The organism is Coprococcus sp. AF51-11b1, assembly GCF_027682785.1.
In the GTDB taxonomy this organism is placed as follows: domain Bacteria; phylum Bacillota; class Clostridia; order Lachnospirales; family Lachnospiraceae; genus Allocoprococcus; species Allocoprococcus comes.
The window spans coordinates 55,045-72,455 of record NZ_JAQCZB010000010.1 but is presented as its reverse complement, the minus strand read 5'-3'; the positions used below and the strand labels follow the sequence as shown (position 1 = coordinate 72,455).

12 protein-coding genes are annotated in these 17,411 nt (G+C 43.9%); 2 read left to right on the top strand and 10 right to left on the bottom strand.

Annotation, left to right across the window (positions count from 1 at the left end; all coding sequences use genetic code 11):
- Positions 1–160 precede the first annotated feature (160 nt).
- Complete coding sequence (locus PGY05_RS10780; protein ID WP_055157867.1) at positions 161–1,054, bottom strand: LysR family transcriptional regulator; 894 nt, start codon at positions 1,052–1,054, stop codon at positions 161–163.
- A gap of 11 nt (positions 1,055–1,065) precedes the next feature.
- On the opposite strand from PGY05_RS10780, the gene PGY05_RS10775 reads away from it, so the two are divergent.
- Entirely contained in the window at positions 1,066–1,395 is a 330-nt protein-coding gene (locus PGY05_RS10775) for a hypothetical protein (protein WP_330672999.1), read from the top strand.
- A 152-nt stretch (positions 1,396–1,547) separates the two neighbouring features.
- On the opposite strand, the gene PGY05_RS10770 is transcribed toward PGY05_RS10775, so the two are convergent.
- The 3 genes from PGY05_RS10770 to PGY05_RS10760 all read right to left on the bottom strand — a co-directional run bounded on the left by PGY05_RS10770 (position 1,548) and on the right by PGY05_RS10760 (position 8,125).
- Entirely contained in the window at positions 1,548–2,948 is a 1,401-nt protein-coding gene (locus tag PGY05_RS10770; protein WP_173826006.1) for a uracil-xanthine permease family protein, read from the bottom strand.
- 25 nt (positions 2,949–2,973) lie between these two features.
- A complete protein-coding gene (locus PGY05_RS10765; RefSeq protein ID WP_173826007.1) occupies positions 2,974–6,591 on the bottom strand; it encodes an ABC transporter ATP-binding protein/permease in 3,618 nt (1,205 codons plus the stop codon).
- A 97-nt stretch (positions 6,592–6,688) separates the two neighbouring features.
- A complete protein-coding gene (locus PGY05_RS10760) occupies positions 6,689–8,125 on the bottom strand; it encodes an aspartate ammonia-lyase (RefSeq protein WP_270475891.1) in 1,437 nt (478 codons plus the stop codon).
- 139 nt (positions 8,126–8,264) lie between these two features.
- Between PGY05_RS10760 and PGY05_RS10755 the strand changes: the two genes are divergently transcribed.
- Entirely contained in the window at positions 8,265–9,200 is a 936-nt protein-coding gene (locus PGY05_RS10755) for a LysR family transcriptional regulator (protein ID WP_270475890.1), read from the top strand.
- A gap of 82 nt (positions 9,201–9,282) precedes the next feature.
- On the opposite strand, the gene PGY05_RS10750 is transcribed toward PGY05_RS10755, so the two are convergent.
- The 6 genes from PGY05_RS10750 to PGY05_RS10725 all read right to left on the bottom strand — a co-directional run bounded on the left by PGY05_RS10750 (position 9,283) and on the right by PGY05_RS10725 (position 17,408).
- Entirely contained in the window at positions 9,283–10,539 is a 1,257-nt protein-coding gene (locus PGY05_RS10750) for an ABC transporter permease (RefSeq protein WP_270475889.1), read from the bottom strand.
- A 15-nt stretch (positions 10,540–10,554) separates the two neighbouring features.
- Positions 10,555–12,255, bottom strand: a complete 1,701-nt coding sequence (locus tag PGY05_RS10745) for an HlyD family secretion protein (RefSeq protein ID WP_270475888.1) — start codon at positions 12,253–12,255, stop codon at positions 10,555–10,557.
- 3 nt (positions 12,256–12,258) lie between these two features.
- Complete coding sequence (locus PGY05_RS10740) at positions 12,259–13,473, bottom strand: efflux RND transporter periplasmic adaptor subunit (protein WP_270475887.1); 1,215 nt, start codon at positions 13,471–13,473, stop codon at positions 12,259–12,261.
- A gap of 723 nt (positions 13,474–14,196) precedes the next feature.
- Entirely contained in the window at positions 14,197–14,394 is a 198-nt protein-coding gene (locus tag PGY05_RS10735) for an oligopeptide/dipeptide ABC transporter ATP-binding protein (protein ID WP_270475886.1), read from the bottom strand.
- Positions 14,395–14,575: 181 nt separating this feature from the next.
- The gene (locus PGY05_RS10730) at positions 14,576–15,538 is read right to left on the bottom strand and encodes a carbohydrate kinase family protein (RefSeq protein WP_270475885.1); all 963 of its coding nucleotides are present in this window, start codon (positions 15,536–15,538) and stop codon (positions 14,576–14,578) included.
- A 49-nt stretch (positions 15,539–15,587) separates the two neighbouring features.
- The gene (locus PGY05_RS10725; RefSeq protein ID WP_270475884.1) at positions 15,588–17,408 is read right to left on the bottom strand and encodes an amylosucrase; all 1,821 of its coding nucleotides are present in this window, start codon (positions 17,406–17,408) and stop codon (positions 15,588–15,590) included.
- Positions 17,409–17,411 lie beyond the last annotated feature (3 nt).

Below are 17,411 nucleotides of genomic sequence, written 5' to 3'. Positions count from 1 at the left end.
TTTATAACTTTATACTTACAAATATAAAAATGCTCCGGAACTTTATGATCCACACATAAAAAATTCCGGGGCATTCTCCTTATATTTTTCTTTGCAGATACACATCCCGGCTGCAAAGGATACCGATTTGTACAATCCACTTTGAAAATCTATTTCTTCTTTAGTTCTTCTGACTGCTCAGAAACTTCTGAAACTCCTTCGATGCAATACTCTGAGGATACTCAGTATCATAGATCAGAATAATATTTCTGGTCGGAAGCTTCTCTTCCACTTCGATTTCAAATACATTTTCCGCCTTCTTCTCTTCTTCGGCAAATTCTTCCGGGACAAATCCAATTCCAAGATTGTGACGGACTGCCGGCAAGATCAGGTCTGTCGTCGCAAGCTCCATATCCGGCAAAAACTGCAGACCATGATCTGCAAAATAATTATTCAGGAATTTTCTGGTCAGTGCCTCCGAAGTCAGGCTGATCCAAGGATAAGCCGAAAGCTCCTCCAATGAAATCTTTCTTCCTTTTAATTCTATGTAACGACTGCCGCCGATCAGCACCTCATGGTATTCCCGCAGTTTCTTCATCCTGAGCGGCTTATTTACCTGCAGATCCGTTGACACAAATGCAAGGTCTACCTTTCCTTCTTTTACCGCGTTGACCGAGTCCATGGTACTGTTATTTAAGATTTTGAAATGTACGTTCGGATAAATGCTGTTGAACTCTCCCATTGCCCGGAACAGGAAGCAGTGCAAGGCTGTCTCAGTCGCACTGATATAGATTGTCCCGTTCTCCAGACTGATCAGATTGCTCAGATCATTTTCCCCTTTAAAAAACTGGGCGCACCCTGCCGATACATAGCTGTAAAAGGTTCTTCCCTCCGGTGTCAGCTTCATGCCGGATTTGCTTCTGGTAAATAACCGGCATCCCAGTTCATTTTCCAGGTTGTGTATCGTTCTCGTCACCGCCGGCTGGCTCGTCTTCAGAACGCTGGATGCCTTTGTAAGGTTCTCATACTTCGCCACATAATAAAAAACTTTATAATATTCAAAATTAGAATTCATGTGTCTCTCCTTTGTTGTCTTATCCTGTCAGTTTTTCATCTGCCGTAAGTATAGCATGCTTTTTTAGTTCTTACAATTGGAATCATAGCTTACTGAACATTCGGTGCGGATCCGGTCAAGTCATCATCGATTTTTCTACCAGAGAAACCAGTCTGAAGGTACTCTCCCTCGCAGTGAAACACCAAAAAGCCCTGGTATGCGGCACAACCGGATTTTCACCAGAAGAAATGCAGCAATTCCAGGACGCTGCTACATTGATTCCAATGCTCTATGCAACAAATACTTCCAAGCTAATCAAATATAATGAACAAGCTTCTGGAACTGGTCACTTCCACACTTAAAAAGAACTGGCGACACTTTTTATCGTGCCGCCAGTTCCTTATTTGCTCAACAATTTTCGATTATAATTGTTCAGACGCCTGCGTTTCGATCTTTCTTTTTGTCCTCATCCTCGTTCATCTCTTCCTTCTGATTGACTTATTTTTATCACATTTTACAAATCTGTTGTTTTTTTCTTCGGAAGGCAGATACTTAAGATCAATGACACCACAAACACCCCTGCAACTGCATTTCCATTAAAAATATCTCCTACCTCCTTCGGAAATGCGGAAAAGAAGTTTCCGGAAGTCTGTGTCAGTCCGACACCGATACAGAATGCCAGCGATACGATGATCATAGTTCTATCATCAAACACACACCCTTTGAGCATCTTGATTCCTTCATACATGATCGATCCGAACATCATAACCGTACATCCTCCAAGTACCGCCTGCGGAAGCGAATTGAAAAAAGCTCCAAGCGGCGGGAACAGAGAAGCAAGGATCAAAATCAAAGCCCCCATCAGAATCGTAAAACGGTTGATAACTCCCGTCATAGTGACGAGCCCAATATTCTGACTGAAAGAAGTAAGTGGCAGACATCCAAAGCATCCTGAAATCGCACTGGAAAATCCATCCACGGCAAGAGACCCCTGCAGTTCCTCCATCTTGATATCCCGTCCAAGTGCACCGGTACACACTGCAGTAGTTGCACCCGTTGTCTCCGCTGCCGATACCAGGAATACAATTGCAATAGTAAAGAATGCTCCCAGATCAAAAACCGGTTTATGGGAAGTAAAAAATACAAGCTTTGGAAGGCTGAATACACCAACCTGCTCGATCGTCTTTGTAATTCCTGAAAAATCAACCATCGGTGCAATCCCTGCCACAGTAAATATAATGGACAGAAGATACCCACAGACCAGACCAACCAGTACGTTCAGGTTCTTGTATACACCTTTTAACAGATAACGGGCAGCCAGACACACAACCAGTGTGAAAAATCCAACCAGAAGATGATACCACGCTCCAAAATCTTCTGCTCCGTTTCCACCGCCCCAGGAATCCATTCCTACCGACAAGAGGGAAAGCCCAATCGCAATCACCACACATGCCGATACTACCGGTGTCAGGAACCGTTTCCAGTATTTGGCACTCATTCCTACCAGTCCCTCAAAAATACCTCCGGCGATCACCGCACCAACCATCCCTTCATATCCAAGTTCCGGATTGGTACAGATCATCAGCAGACTACCAAGAAAGGTAAAACTGACTCCCATAACGATCGGAAGCCTGGAGCCAATCTTCCATACCGGGTAAAGCTGCAGACAGGTCCCGATCCCCGCTGCAAACATCGCACACTGCAGAAGCTGCGTAATTTCCGCAGCACTTAAGTGATTCTCCGATCCTCTCACAAATGCCGCACTGCACACGATCAGCACCGGTGCCAGATTCGACACAAACATTGCCAGAACATGCTGTAGTCCGAACGGAATCGCCTTTTTTACCGGCACTCTTCCATTCAGACAGTAAATATTTTCCTCACTCACTGCTTCTGTATTTTTCTCTTTATCCATTTTCCTTTTCCCTCATTCTCTTTTTTTATTCTGTCCTAAGCGCTGTCACCGGATCGCTCTTTGCTGCTTTCCTTGACGGAATGATTCCACCGAGCAGGGTAAGCCCGATACTCAAAAGAATCAGCACAATTGCCGGAAGCACTGGTAAAAATGCATTGATTTTGTTATTATCTGCCACTGCATGGATGATCATATTTCCAGGGATCAGAAGCAGCAGTGACAGTCCGATTCCGATCAGTCCGGCACACAGACCAATGATAACGGTTTCTGCATTAAATACCTGCGATACATTTCTCTTAGATGCCCCGATCGCGCGCAGGATTCCAATCTCCTTCTTCCGTTCCAGTACACTGATGTAGGTGATAACCCCGATCATAATTGAAGATACTACAAGGGAAATCGCCACAAACGCAATCAGCACATAGCTGATGATATCCACGATATTTGTCACGGAAGACATCAGTGTTCCGACTATATCGGTATAAGTGATGATCTGTTCCTCTTTTCCTTCTTTTTCCATCCGGCTGTTATAAGAATCCAGGATTTTCACCACTTTTTCCTTGCTCTCAAAATCCATCGGATATATGGAAATCTGACTCGGGTTCGCAAAATCCACGTATCCAAGCTTCTGCAGATTATTGTCATAGGAAGCAGTCGCGCTCATTGTCATGGATGTCATCAGCTCTTTCAGATCATCTTCTGTCATATTAATCTGAAATGCCTTTGCAAATGCATCGGTATCAATCTTCATCGAACTTCCAAGCATGTTCTGTAGCTGGGTTCCCACATTTCCCATGGCAGCCTGCATGGCGTTCCCGATTTCTTCTGTGATCTGAGTGACGATCTGATTCATTGCCGAAGTGATCTGTGTCTCAAGCACATCCGAAATTGCTCGGGTATAAGTTCCCATTGCCTTTGCCATGTAACTTCCCATTGTCGCACTTAACTGGCTCTCCAGCTGATCCATATCGATCACCTCGGAAAGCCCGTTCATCAGACGCTGTTTTCCATCTGCTGTAGCAAGGTAGTTCAGAAAATAATCTCCCATTTTGGTCGGATCTGCTTTTCCATTCGCCGCAGCATATGCCGAATAACTACTCGCCAGTTCTTTTGTCAGTTTTTTCAGCTGGTCAGAAGTAATATTTATCACCGTATCTCCAAAAATCTCCTGCTGCCAGGCATTCATAATCTCTTTTGCTTCCTCGGTCTGTAAATACTCCGCCAGGTATTCTCCAAATTTATCCGGATCTGTATATCCTTTTTCCGCAGCATACTTTTGATATCCTTCCATCACACGCTGTACAAGCTCCTGCATCTGATCAGTTGTAATCTTAAACCCACCGGTGCTCTCAATGATCTCCTGCAGATTATCTTTCAGGATCTTCTGCGCTTCATCCGTCATCAGGTAATCCATAAAATCTCTTGCCAGATTTGAATAATCTGCTTCCGGATGGAATTTTACATACTCCTGATAACCTTCCATAACACTCTCGGACAGCTTCTGCATTCCACCCGGTTTTACGGTAAGATTCAGGCTTCCGATCATATCGCCAAGATTCATCTGTGGCATACCGGACACGTCAAGACTGATCCGATCCAGATTTATCATCCCGGACAGATCCAGAGAATCCCCACCCATCCGGAATGCATTTTCCAGGTTCAGGGAATCTGCTGACAACATATCACCGGAAAATCCACTGGAAAGTACACTGTTATCAAAACCAAATGCTTTCTGAAGTGCATCCTCATCGACCGTAAACAGGCTGTCCGCATCCAGTCCATTCTTCTCTTCTGTCGTCCCGAACGGTTCTCCAGTAAATACATTCTTTGACGGATTTTTCAGCTGATCCTTTACAATCTCACTTTTTGCAGCCTCTTTTGCGACATGCTCAGTAAGTCTCTGCGGATAGCCAATCCCCGGTGTCAGAGCGGAAGCATTTGCATCTTCCGATGCCTGTACGATTCCGACGATTTTAAGTTCTTCGCCCTGATCCACAAGTTTCTTCATATATTCCTTATTATCGGATTTATCCTTCCAGATCTTGTACTGGCTGTCATATTCGTAGCAGTCAGACACATTGACCAGTTTAAAAGTTTTTCCAATAATATCCTCATAGGTATATGTTCCGATATTTGCCGGAGTGTTCACATCTTCTTCATTGATAAATTCCTGGATCATTTCGTCCAGTTCCATCTGATCCCGCAGTCCCAAAGTATAAAGGAGAAAATCACTCATGCCTCCGTCCGAAGTCAACACCAGTACACATTCATTATAATTCTGCGGCCAGCGTCCCGCCTTCACATCATACTGGTTCTCATAAAGCCCCTCCGTCTTAGGCATTTCATAAAAAACATTCGTACTCATCATCGATGACATCAGACTGTTGGTACTTGCGCCAGAGCTGATTCCAAGCGACTCAAAGGATTTGTCCGGATTCACCTGGCGAATGGAACCATCCTTGTTCTGCCGATAGATTCTTGGTGAAATATTATAAGAATATTCAACGGCACTGGTATAGTCCTCAATTCCACTTTTTCCTCCATCCAGATATTCTTTTAAAGACTTCAGGTCGTTGGAATCCATCGTGGAAAACATATTGGTCATCATCTGCATAACCTTGACTTCCCCGTCTTTTTTTGTCTCCTTCTTATCCGAACTGCCCGAATCACTGTCCATATTACCTACCATCATCGATGTCATATCAAATCCGGTACTCTGGATCTGAAGCGGATACTCGGAAAGAGTCTCTTCTTCAATTGACTTGATGTAGGCATTGACTCCGTTGGAAAGTGCCAGTATCAGTGCAATCCCGATAATTCCAATAGAACCGGCAAAAGATGTCAGAAGAGTCCTTGCTTTCTTCGTCTTTAAGTTATTAAAGCTCAGGGAAAGAGCCGTCAGAAATGACATGGAAGCTTTCCCCATATTCTTATGCTCCGGCTCCTTCATGACCGCTTCATTGACATAAAATTCGTCCGTATCCGAACGGATCTTTCCATCCTTGAGCGTTACGATACGGGTCGCATATTCTTCAGCAAGCTCTGGGTTATGTGTAACCATTACAACAAGCCGGTCTTTTGCCACTTCTTTTAAAAGTTCCATAACCTGCACACTGGTCGCCGTATCCAGCGCTCCTGTCGGCTCATCAGCAAGCAGGATATCCGGATCATTGACCAGCGCACGGGCGATTGCCACCCTCTGCATCTGTCCGCCTGACATCTGGCTCGGTTTTTTATGCAACTGCTCCCCAAGACCAACTTTCTTCAGAGCCTCAATCGCTCTCTTTTTCCGTTCTTCCTTCCCGATCCCAGAAATAGTCAGTGCCAGCTCCACATTGGCAAGCACCGTCTGATGTGGAATCAGATTATAACTCTGAAATACAAAACCAATTGTATGATTCCGATAGGAATCCCAGTCTCTGTCTTTATATTTTTTCGTAGAAATCCCGTTGATGATCAGATCACCACTATCGTACCGATCCAGTCCACCGATGATGTTAAGAAACGTCGTCTTTCCCGAACCACTCGGTCCCAGGATCGCAACAAATTCATTGTCCCTGAAATTCAGGCTTACATCATCCAGTGCCTTCTGTACCAGCGTACCTGTACGGTATTCTTTGCAGATATGTTGAATTTGAAGCATAAAAATTCTCCTTTTAAGTTGTAACTCATGAAACGCGTATGTTTCATTGTACACCCTTAAAAGGAGAAAATCATGTCTTTTAGAAAAATTTTATTCTTTATTTTCTGAGAAGTTCTTTTCCCGAAATACCTGGCTCTGTCATATTGACCGGATTCAGAACGGTTTCCATCTCTTTTTCACTTAAAAGACCTTCTCTGAGGATCAGATTACGGATGGATTCCCCGGTCTTCATTGCTTTTTTCGCAATCTCCGCTGCTTTCTCATAGCCTACATGCGGACAGATTGCAGTAATTACGCCGATGCTGTTCTCTACCAGCTGACGGCATCTCTCTTCATTGGCTGTGATTCCTGTCACACAGTTGTCAATAAAAGTCTGCACTGCATAGGCAAGTGTATCGATCGACTGGAACAGACAGTAGAATACGATCGGTTCAAACGCATTCAGTTCCAGCTGTCCACCCTCTGCTGCCATCGTGATCGTCACATCATTTCCAATGATGTTAAATGCGACCTGGTTCACTACTTCCGGGATAACCGGATTCACTTTTCCTGGCATGATCGAAGAACCATTCTGCTTTGCCGGAAGGTTGATCTCACCAAATCCGGCTCTTGGTCCGGATGACATCAGACGCAGGTCATTGGCAATCTTGGAAAGTGTGACTGCACACGCTTTCACTGCACCGGATACTGCCACAAACGGATCCAGGTTCTGGGTTGCATCGATCAGATCAAAAGCCTGGACAAACTGAATATCAGATATTTTTGAAAGATTCGGAACAATGCGGCTTACATAGGCTTCATCTGCATTGATTCCGGTTCCGACTGCCGTTCCACCCATGTTGACGGTACGCATCTCGTCCATCGCATTATCCATACGGTGGATATCACGCATGATGGCATCGGAATATGCCTGAAATTCCTGACCCAGACGGATCGGAACTGCATCCTGCATTTGGGTGCGTCCCATTTTGATCACATGGTCAAATTCCTCTGCCTTTTTGCAGAGCGCTTCATGAAGTCTGAGCAGTTCTTTTTTCAGATTCTGAAGAAGTCTGAGTGAAGTCATCTTGCCAGCTGTCGGAATAACATCATTTGTGGACTGTCCGCAGTTTACATCATCATTCGGATTTACTGCTGAATAATCTCCCTTTTTCCCGCCAAGAATCTCAATCGCACGGTTGGCAATGACTTCGTTTGCATTCATGTTCAGAGAAGTACCCGCACCTCCCTGGATCGGATCTACGATAAAGTACTCATGCAATTTTCCTGTAAGGATTTCATCACATGCCTGTACGATTGCTTTTGCCTTTTTCTTTTCCAGAATCCCACTCTCGCAGTTGGTGATCGCAGATGCTTTCTTTATGTACGCAAGACTGTTGATGATCTCCGGATGCATATTCAGCCCGGTAATACGGAAATTCTCCGCAGCACGCAGTGATTGTACCCCGTAATATACATCTCCTGGAATATCTTTTGCTCCTATTGAATCCTGTTCTACACGATAACCTGTCTTGTTTTCTTTTCCATTTTCCATCTCAAAATCCCTCGATTTTCCATTTTTCTCTGGCGTATTGCCTTTGTTGTTTTCATTATAGCTCTGTGTTATAATATAATCTAATACATATATTTTTATAGTAACTATAATTTTAAAACTATGTCAAAGGAGAATACCTATGTTTCAGGGAATGGAATATGTCTATGAAGTTTATCTGGAAAAAAGCTTTTCCAAGGCGGCTGAGAAGTTATTTATCTCACAGCCTTCACTCAGTGCCAACGTAAAGCGTGTCGAGCATCACATCGGATATCCGATCTTTGACCGGAGTACCAAACCACTTTCCCTTACCGAATGTGGGGTACAGTATATCAAAGCGGTAGAAAAAATAAAAAGTATCCAGAATGAATTTGAAGGATTTGCAAACGACTGGGGCGACCTAAAAAAAGGAACACTCACCCTCGGAGGAAGCAACTTGTTTTCCTCCTGGATCCTGCCTTCGCTGATCGCGGATTTTGCCCGCAGATATCCTCTGATCCAGATCAGCCTGGTTGAAGAAACCACTGCCAATCTTGCCCGTATGCTGCGACACGGGCAGCTGGATCTGATGCTGGACAGCAGTGTTCTGGATGCCACCATCTACGGCTGCCGTAAATTTCAGGAAGAGCACCTGATCCTTGCTGTTCCGGGAGCATTCCCGATCAATAATACGCTGCGCTCCTATCAGCTTCCTGTAGAAGATATCCTGAACAAAAAATTTCTGGAAGAATCCTGTCCTCCCGTTCCTCTGACACGCTTTAAAAGTGAGCCTTTTATTATGCTGAAACCGGAAAACGACACTGGAAAACGTGCCCGTATGATCTGCCAGAACAATCTCTTTGAACCAAATATCATCCTGGAAATGGATCAGCAGATGACTTCTTACAACATCACCTGCTCCGGCATGGGGATCTCTTTTATCGGAGATATCATGCTCTCAAAAGTACCTCTTACCCCTGATGTGGTGTACTATAAGCTTCCTGCAGGCGAAAGCAGCCGTGACATCCGGTTCTACTGGAAAAATGGTCGCTACCAGACAAGGGCAATGGAAGAATTTTTAAAAATGGCGTGCCAGTAAGGCACGCCACTTTCCTGTAGAACAGATACTATCTATTTATCTGCAATCTTGGATCCGACAAATAATTCTTCTCTACATAAACCTACTCACTTCTCAGTGCATCGATTGGATTCATGTTCGCCGCCTTCACCGACGGAAGGAGTCCGAAAATAATTCCGATCAATGTGGAAAATACTACTCCGACCAGAATGGACACTCCGCTGATTGCCACCGGAACTGCCGAGACTGCGGAAATAATATAGGCAAGCGCAATCCCTCCTGCCACACCGATCAGACCTCCAAGAAGGGTAAGTACTGCCGCTTCCGTCAGAAACTGCGTCAGGATCCTTCTTTTTCTTGCCCCCAGTGCCTTTTTCAGACCGATTTCTCTCGTTCTTTCTGTCACAGACACCAGCATAATATTCATAACACCGATCCCGCCAACCAGAAGTGAAATGCTTGCAATCCAGAGCAACTGCTGGTTCGTCGAGCTGCTGATCTCCTGGATCTGGTTCGCCTGTTCCAGAAGATCTTCCCCTTTATACTTTATCGTCTCATCAGACACGGTCAGGTAACTGTTCAGGATATCTGCCGCCTTTTCTCCTGCCGCAGTCATCTCATCTGTGCTTGTCGCGCGGACAACCAGATTCTGCGGTTCATCGTACTGATAAATAATCGGCCACAGTGTATCCGGAATACAGATCGTTCCACTTCCATCCGTGGATACATAACGATAATAGTCTTCCATCGAATTGATCACCGGCTGTGAATTTTCTTTTCTCGCCATCATACCGATCACCGTAAATGGCTCCCCTTTAACCTCAATAATCTTTCCAATCACATTTCCATCCGGAAATAGAGCTGTGGCTGTCGTTTTATCAAGTAGCACAACTTTTCGGTTTGCAGTAAAATCTTTTTCGGAAAAGCCACGCCCTTTTGTAATCTGAAATCCATAGGCATCCAGATAATTGGAATCTATTCCAAAAATATTACAGCTTGCCAGCTTCTGACTGCCTGCATATACAGCATCATATTCATTCCGTCTGTGATAAAGGGCTGCACTTTCCACCTCATCCAGTGCCTGGATCTCACCAAGTACCCGATCTGAAATCTCCGGTATTCCATCCGGAACCTCCTGATAAGACAGATCCAGTGTCCAGTCTCCCTGATAAAGCTGGATATTGACCGCATTATTTCCCGCGCCAACCAGATTTTTCTTGATCTGCTCATTGGTTCCTTTGATCGTTGAAACAATTGCAATGATCGATCCGATTCCGATAATAATACCAAGCATCGTCAGCGCAGACCGCAGCTTATGACTCCAGATTCCCTGAAATGCCAGCCTGATATCTTCAAGCATCTCCTCACCCCCTCATTAATTATAATCATACAATGACTCCACTGTCTTTGTCTTCGCACCCTCTTTTACATTTCTTCCATACGGAAATGCAATCTCATCCTCCATGGTAAGTCCGGAAACGATTTCAATGGAACCGTACATATTTTTTCCAACCTCTACATACTGCTTCTCCAGCCTTCCATGTTTTCCTTTCTTGTATACATAGGAGCGGTTTCCGTCTTCTCTTATGAACATCTGTTCCAGGTAAATCGAATTCCCACTGTCACCCGAAAGTCCGTCTACGGAAATACTGACACCCTCACCAGATGAAAGGTCTGCATCTTTCTCAACCACTGCAGTAAACGGATAGTAGGACATATTAGGATTCTCGCTGCTCTTCATACTTTCAACCGGTGAATTACCGATACTGGTGATCGTTGCCTCATAAGAGTTCCCCGTATTCCAGGAAGTCACCATCACAGTCATACCCTCTTTTAATTTATCATAGCTGCTTTCGGCAATCCCTCCGATTACATAACAACCATTTTTTCCGGTCACAGATATAACCGGTTTATTCTCCAGCTTTGCCTCTTCTTCGTCAAGTACAGCTTTTACCGTTCCCTCTACTGTACTCTTTACAACACCATTATTTACTTTTTTATCCAGCTTTTTCAATTCCAGTTGTGCTGTTCGCTTTTCCAGATCCAGGTCCTTGATCTTCTGCTCTTTTTCCTGGATTTGCTTTGCCTGCTCTTCCCTGGTCATTCCATCTGCCTCTCCCAGATCCGGCTCCTCATATCCACCAGAATTATCCGGTTCGTCCGGAATTTTCGGCTCTTCCGGTGTCCCCGGCTGTTCCGGATTTTCGGGCTTTATCACCTGTCCGGTCTTTCCGTCCAGCGTCCAGGAATATAAAAGAAGCGTCGGTTCCTTCTCCTGATCCACTACATCAAAGACGCAGACGGTCCTCTCTTCCAGCATTTTCAGCATGAACTCCGCATTTACCGTTGCTCCCGGCGCACAAAGATAGCGATACGGCTTTTCTTTTGTTCCATCTCCATCTTCATTATAAGGAGCAGCGTCCTTTGTAATCTCTTTATAAATGATCTTATCCTTCAGTTCTTCCGGAAACGGTTTCCCGATTGATGGTTTTTCCGGTCCTTCCGGATTTTCTGGTGTCTCCGGCTGCTCAGGATTTTCGGAAGTATCCGGATTTTCCCCTTCATTTTTCTTTGCATCCGCAGTCCGTATTATTCCAGGTCTGGTTCCTTTTGCAGTCATTTTTCGTAGTTCATCCTGGCTTCTTTCAACAGACGCAACAATCTTTGCATTTTTCAACTGTTCTAATTCTGCCTTTTGATTCTGAATATTCAGTTCAATCCCCTGAATCTCCATCTGCTTCATTTCCTGCTCAAGACCTGCAAGCGTGGTATCATAAGCAACCAGACGATCGCCGATCTTCACCGTATCCCCTGATTTGACATAAATCTCCTTGATCGTAAGGGTATCATCATGATAAATGTCCTGGCTCGCACCTGCCTGCACCTTCGCATAATCATAAATATCCGATTCTGAATACCATCCACCATTACTCATACTGGCTACCGGTGCTACCTTGACCGCTTTTTCACTTTTTTTCATTGCAAATATAATGCCGCCTCCAATGAAACATACACAGACAACCAAAGCAATCCCGATCTGAAGAATTTTTTTCTTATTTCTTTTTTGAAAAGTCATCCTTTATTCCCCCTCTTCCATGCCTCCTGCCTGTACATTTTCGTTCTTCTGAACGGCTGCTCCTTCTTTACATTCTCCATCCGGCCAGACAATGTAATCCGTCTCTTTCAGTCCTTCTGTGATTTCCCATGTATCCTGCTCCTCATCATAAGCACCAAGCTTTACATTTCTCTTTTCCAGTCTGTCCTTTTTATTTGCTACCCAAACGTAAGGCTCTTTCCCGTCTGCATCTACAATATAAGCAGTCATCAGATGTAATCCCTCTGTATTTACTCCGGTTCCAGGCTCGATATATACATGCTGTCCCAGCATCAGACCATCACTGGTTTCAAGCGTTACATAAAATGGATACTTAGTTGCCCGGGCAGAAGAATCCGAACCGGAATACATCTCGCTTTGTGAACTGCTCTCCGGTTTTTCTGTGTCGATCACATCCACAGATCCCTTCCAGATCTCCTCCTGGTTATTCCTTGCCCGCACCGTCACATCCATTCCCGGCTGAAGCTCACCGATATTCTGTTCATTGATCTTTCCCTTAATTCGATATTTTCCGGTAGAAAGAATGCTCATAAATGCCTGCTTTTCTCCACTGTAATCATCATAACCAGGATCCGGATTGATCTCCTGGATGATTCCTGCAATCGTGGATGTCACCGTGGATGATTCCAGACTCTTCTTCGTCCGGTTCACTTCCAGTTCTTTTACTTTATAATTATATTCTTCCTGTTTTACATTCGTCTGCAGCTCCTGGATCTGCGTTGTATAAGAAAGCTGCTCACCTGCCGGTGCATTCTTTTTCTCTGTCGTTAAGGCCGCAATCTGTGAATTCAGATTGGAAATACTGTTTCCTATCTTTTCCAGTTCCAGATTTCCCTGCTCCAGTGTCATCGCAAGCTCCTCTGTATCATATTCAAAGAGTTTCGTCCCAGGCTCCACTTCCTGCCCTTTTTCCACGAAAATCTCTTTCACTTTCTGTCCTTCTGAAAGTGAGATTTTCAAAGTATCCTGCGCCTCCACAACGCCTGCAAAGCGGTTCACGGTTCCGCTTCCGTTTCCGGTGATCACGCTGACCTTATCCGCGTAGAGGATGTTCTTCGCAGAATCCTTTCCCCCTCCTGAAACCATGTGCAGGATTGCGGCAATCAGAGCGACTGCAAAAATAAAGCATACAATAAAAATCACCTTTTTCTTCCCCATCAGATTTTCTTTGAAATTCATTCTCATTCCCTCCTCATCATTCTACTTTTAAGGTGTAAAAGTTTGTTGAAGTTAGTCCGACAAAGTGTATATAGAAAGTGCTGCGGCTTCCCTTCGGCAAACCATTCCGAGGAACCTCTGAAAGCGGGAATCGTGTTCAGCAAAGGCTTCCACGATTCCTGAGTTTCCTCTCCATTGCCTCAATAAGGAAGCCGCAGCACTTTCTATATACACTTTGTCCCTCTAAGTTATCGCACAATACCATCGCCCCGTAACTTGCGTTCCGATATCCAATCATAGTTTCAGTATACTGGAAAACAGTTGGAAATACTATTTAGATTTTCTTAAATTTTCGTTCATTTCTGTGTCATATAATCTTTTGACTGAACTTTCGTTCTTTTATTTCTACATAAATAATCCGCCCACTTCCCACAGCAGAAATCCCTGCCCTTTTTATTATGGAATACTCAGAAGGGCAAAGCCGGCAAAGTAGAATGACCGACCGGACAAAAAGATTTGTCATAGATTCACTTATTACGCAATGGAGATGAAACCCAGGAATCGTGGAAGCCTCTGCTGAACACGATTCCCGCCCCAAGGGGTTCATCGGAATGGTTTGCGTAATGGAATTTATGACAATTCTTTTCGTCCGGTCGGTCTCACAACCTCCCCTGCCTTTCGTCCCCTTCCACACAAAAACACCGCAGGATTCCCCCATTTCCTGCGGTGTTTTCTTACATACCTCTATTCTTCTACCATATGACAAGCTACTTTATGCCCCGCCTTCACTTCTCTGAAAACCGGTGCTTCCTGTCTGCATTTTTCTGTCGCATGCGGACAGCGTGTAGAGAACGCACAGCCCTTAAAATCTTCGGTTCTGACCGGCTGTGCTCTGCTGCTTCCGTCTTCTATATAAAATTCATAAAACGTTTGATCCGACACATACCGGAAAACATTTCAAAATGATCCGTTATTTCGGATTTATTGCATGCTCTTATTTATTCTATATTCTCGTATAACTTCCTGACCACTGCCTGCACCGGCTTGTTACAGATTTCATAACTGTTTTCTCTGTCGTATTTATAATACATCTATATACCTACTATGTCAATAGGTTTAGTTTTTATAAACCATGAATAATATTCTGAATTTCATTCCTTGTCGGCATTACACGCAGTGCCCCTTTTCTTGTTGTGATCACAGATGCCGCTGCATTTGCAAAAGTCAGCATTTCTTTCAGGTTTTCTTCCTCCAAACCTTCCATTCCGTGTTCACAGATATAATGTAATACACAACCACAGAATGTATCTCCTGCTCCTGTCGTCTCAATTGTATTCTTCTGAAGGAACGGTTTTACTTCTACCATCATTCCGTTATAGTATGCACGACTTCCTTCTTTACCCATAGATACAAGGATCAGCGGAATCTGATATCTTTCTCTGATCCAGTTTACCCCTGCAGTATAATCTTCTTCTCCTGTCAGCCACTGAATCTCATTGTCTGAGATTTTCAGGATATGACAATGTGCTAATCCATATAATACCTGTTTCTTTGCCACATCCAAAGAATTCCAAAGTGGTGGACGTAAGTTCGGATCAAAGGAAATAACTGCACCAGATTCTTCTGCAACACGAATTGCTTCTTTTGTTGCTTCGCGCACTTCTTCATGAGTCATAGACAATGTTCCGAAATGGAAGATTTTCGTTTCTTTAATAATGTCTTCACAAATTTCTTCTTTGTTCAGCATCATATCTGCTCCCGGGTTACGATAAAACGAAAAATCTCTGTCTCCATCCGGATAAGTATGTACCATTGCAAGTGTCGTATGGATTTCCTTATCTGTACATAATCCATCTGCATCAATCCCTACTTCTGTTATCGCATCTCTCAGCTGTTCTCCGAAAAAATCTTCCCCTACTTTCCCGATAAATGCCGTCTTATGTCCGAGTTTCGTCAGCATTGCAAGTACATTGCACGGTGCTCCTCCCGGATTTGCCTCAAAAAGCGGATTTCCCTGATTACTTTTTCCGTTTTCTGTGAAATCAATTAATAATTCTCCTAGTGCCACTACATCATATTTTTTCATCATATTCTCCATTCTGTCTCAAAAATGACATTACTTTTTCATAAAATTCCTATTTTTTCAAGCACCATCTGTACTGATAAGGATTCATCCATACCGAATTCATTTCCAGCTTTTCTCCCGTAAACAAATCCTCATATTCGCCTTCCAGACAATTCAGCCATGCATTTTGTCCATACTCTGAAAAATTAGCCAGACAGATCAACTCTTCATTTCCTTCTGTTCTTCTGATTGCAAAAACCGCATCATTTCCTGTGCCCCAGGTAGAAATACCGGCAGTTTCTCCAAAGCAATTTTCCCGACGCCGTATTTCTTCCATCTGCTTCAGACCATTCCAGATATCGTACTGTACCGTCCCTGCTTTTTTTCTCTTTTCTGCATTGTCCCACCGGAATGGACTGCGATGCAGATATCTGCTGTCTGCTGCAGTATCCGGGTTTTTTTTGTAATTATAATCATTTACCTGACCAATCTCATCCCCTGATGAAAGCATTATAAATCCTTCCATGCTCATACATGCCGCATGCATCATGAGCACCCTCTGGATTCCTTGTTTCACCTGCTCTAAATCTCCTTCAAATCCGCCTTTTTCGATCCCACACAGGCTTGCGGTTGTTCCACAGCTTCTGGCATCTTTCGTCACCGGATCGTAATTATATAATTCTCCTCGCGCAAAGCTATATGGATAAGTACCTTCAAAGAAATGATACAAATATTCTTTGTGCTGAATCGGGTTTATTTCCAGCTTTTTCTCCTGTTCTTCATCCAGTCCCCAGCCAATATCATCATGACAGCGAAGGTAATTGACAAAATAGCAATTCTTTGGAAGGCTGTGAATCACATCCATCTGGTGTTTCAACATCCTTGTGTCCCTCGTAGCCAGTGCTGCCCACAGATTTACCATGCTGGAAACTCCGTATAACATATGACATTCCGGTTCACTCTCTGTTCCAAAATAGACCGGAAGTTCTTTTGGTTCCATAACAACCTCGCCTTTTAGTATCACAGCCGGACAGATCATCTCCAGAATCATTCGCAGCATACGGACAATGAGATGCACTTGTGGAAGATTTCTGCAATTCGTTCCTAATTCTTTCCAGATATAAGGAACTGCATCAATACGAAACACTTCGACTCCCATATTTGCCAGATACAGGATATTCCCGATCATTTCGTTAAATACTTTCGGATTATGATAATTCAGATCCCATTGATAAGGATAAAATGTTGTCAATACATGCCTGTGCATCTCTTCGCACCATGTAAAGTTACCCGGTGCAGTCTCTGGAAACACCTGTGGCATCGTCTTTTCAAATTGATCCGGAATCTCTCGCGTTTCATAACACTGATAGCGATCCATATATTCCTGTTCGCCTCTCTTTGCGCGCATTGCCCACTCATGCGTATCTGCCGTATGATTCATAATAACATCCAGACACAAACTGATCCCGCGTTTTCTCAGCTCTTTTGTCAGTCTTTTTAACTCTTCGTTTGTTCCTATTTCGGGATCTACCTGTTTAAAATCTTCTACCGCATACCCACCGTCATTATGTGGATGAGGCATCTTCAAAAGTGGCATCAAATGAAGGTAGGTGATCTTCTGCTCAGACAGATAATCTAAATGTTCTATCACACCTTTCAATCCCCCTGCAAACAGCTTCGGATACATCGTCATCCCAAGCATGTTTCTGTTACGATACCAGTTCGGTTCCTTCTCCCTTCTGCCGTCTAATCTCCTAAGTTCCGCCGGTCTGTTCTGATAAGCCTCTTCCAGCATTTGCATTAATTCTTCATAACATTGTTCATTGTGATATAACTGCAGATACTTTTCATGCAGTTCATTCTCATGTCTTTTTCTTCTTTCTTCTATCATCGA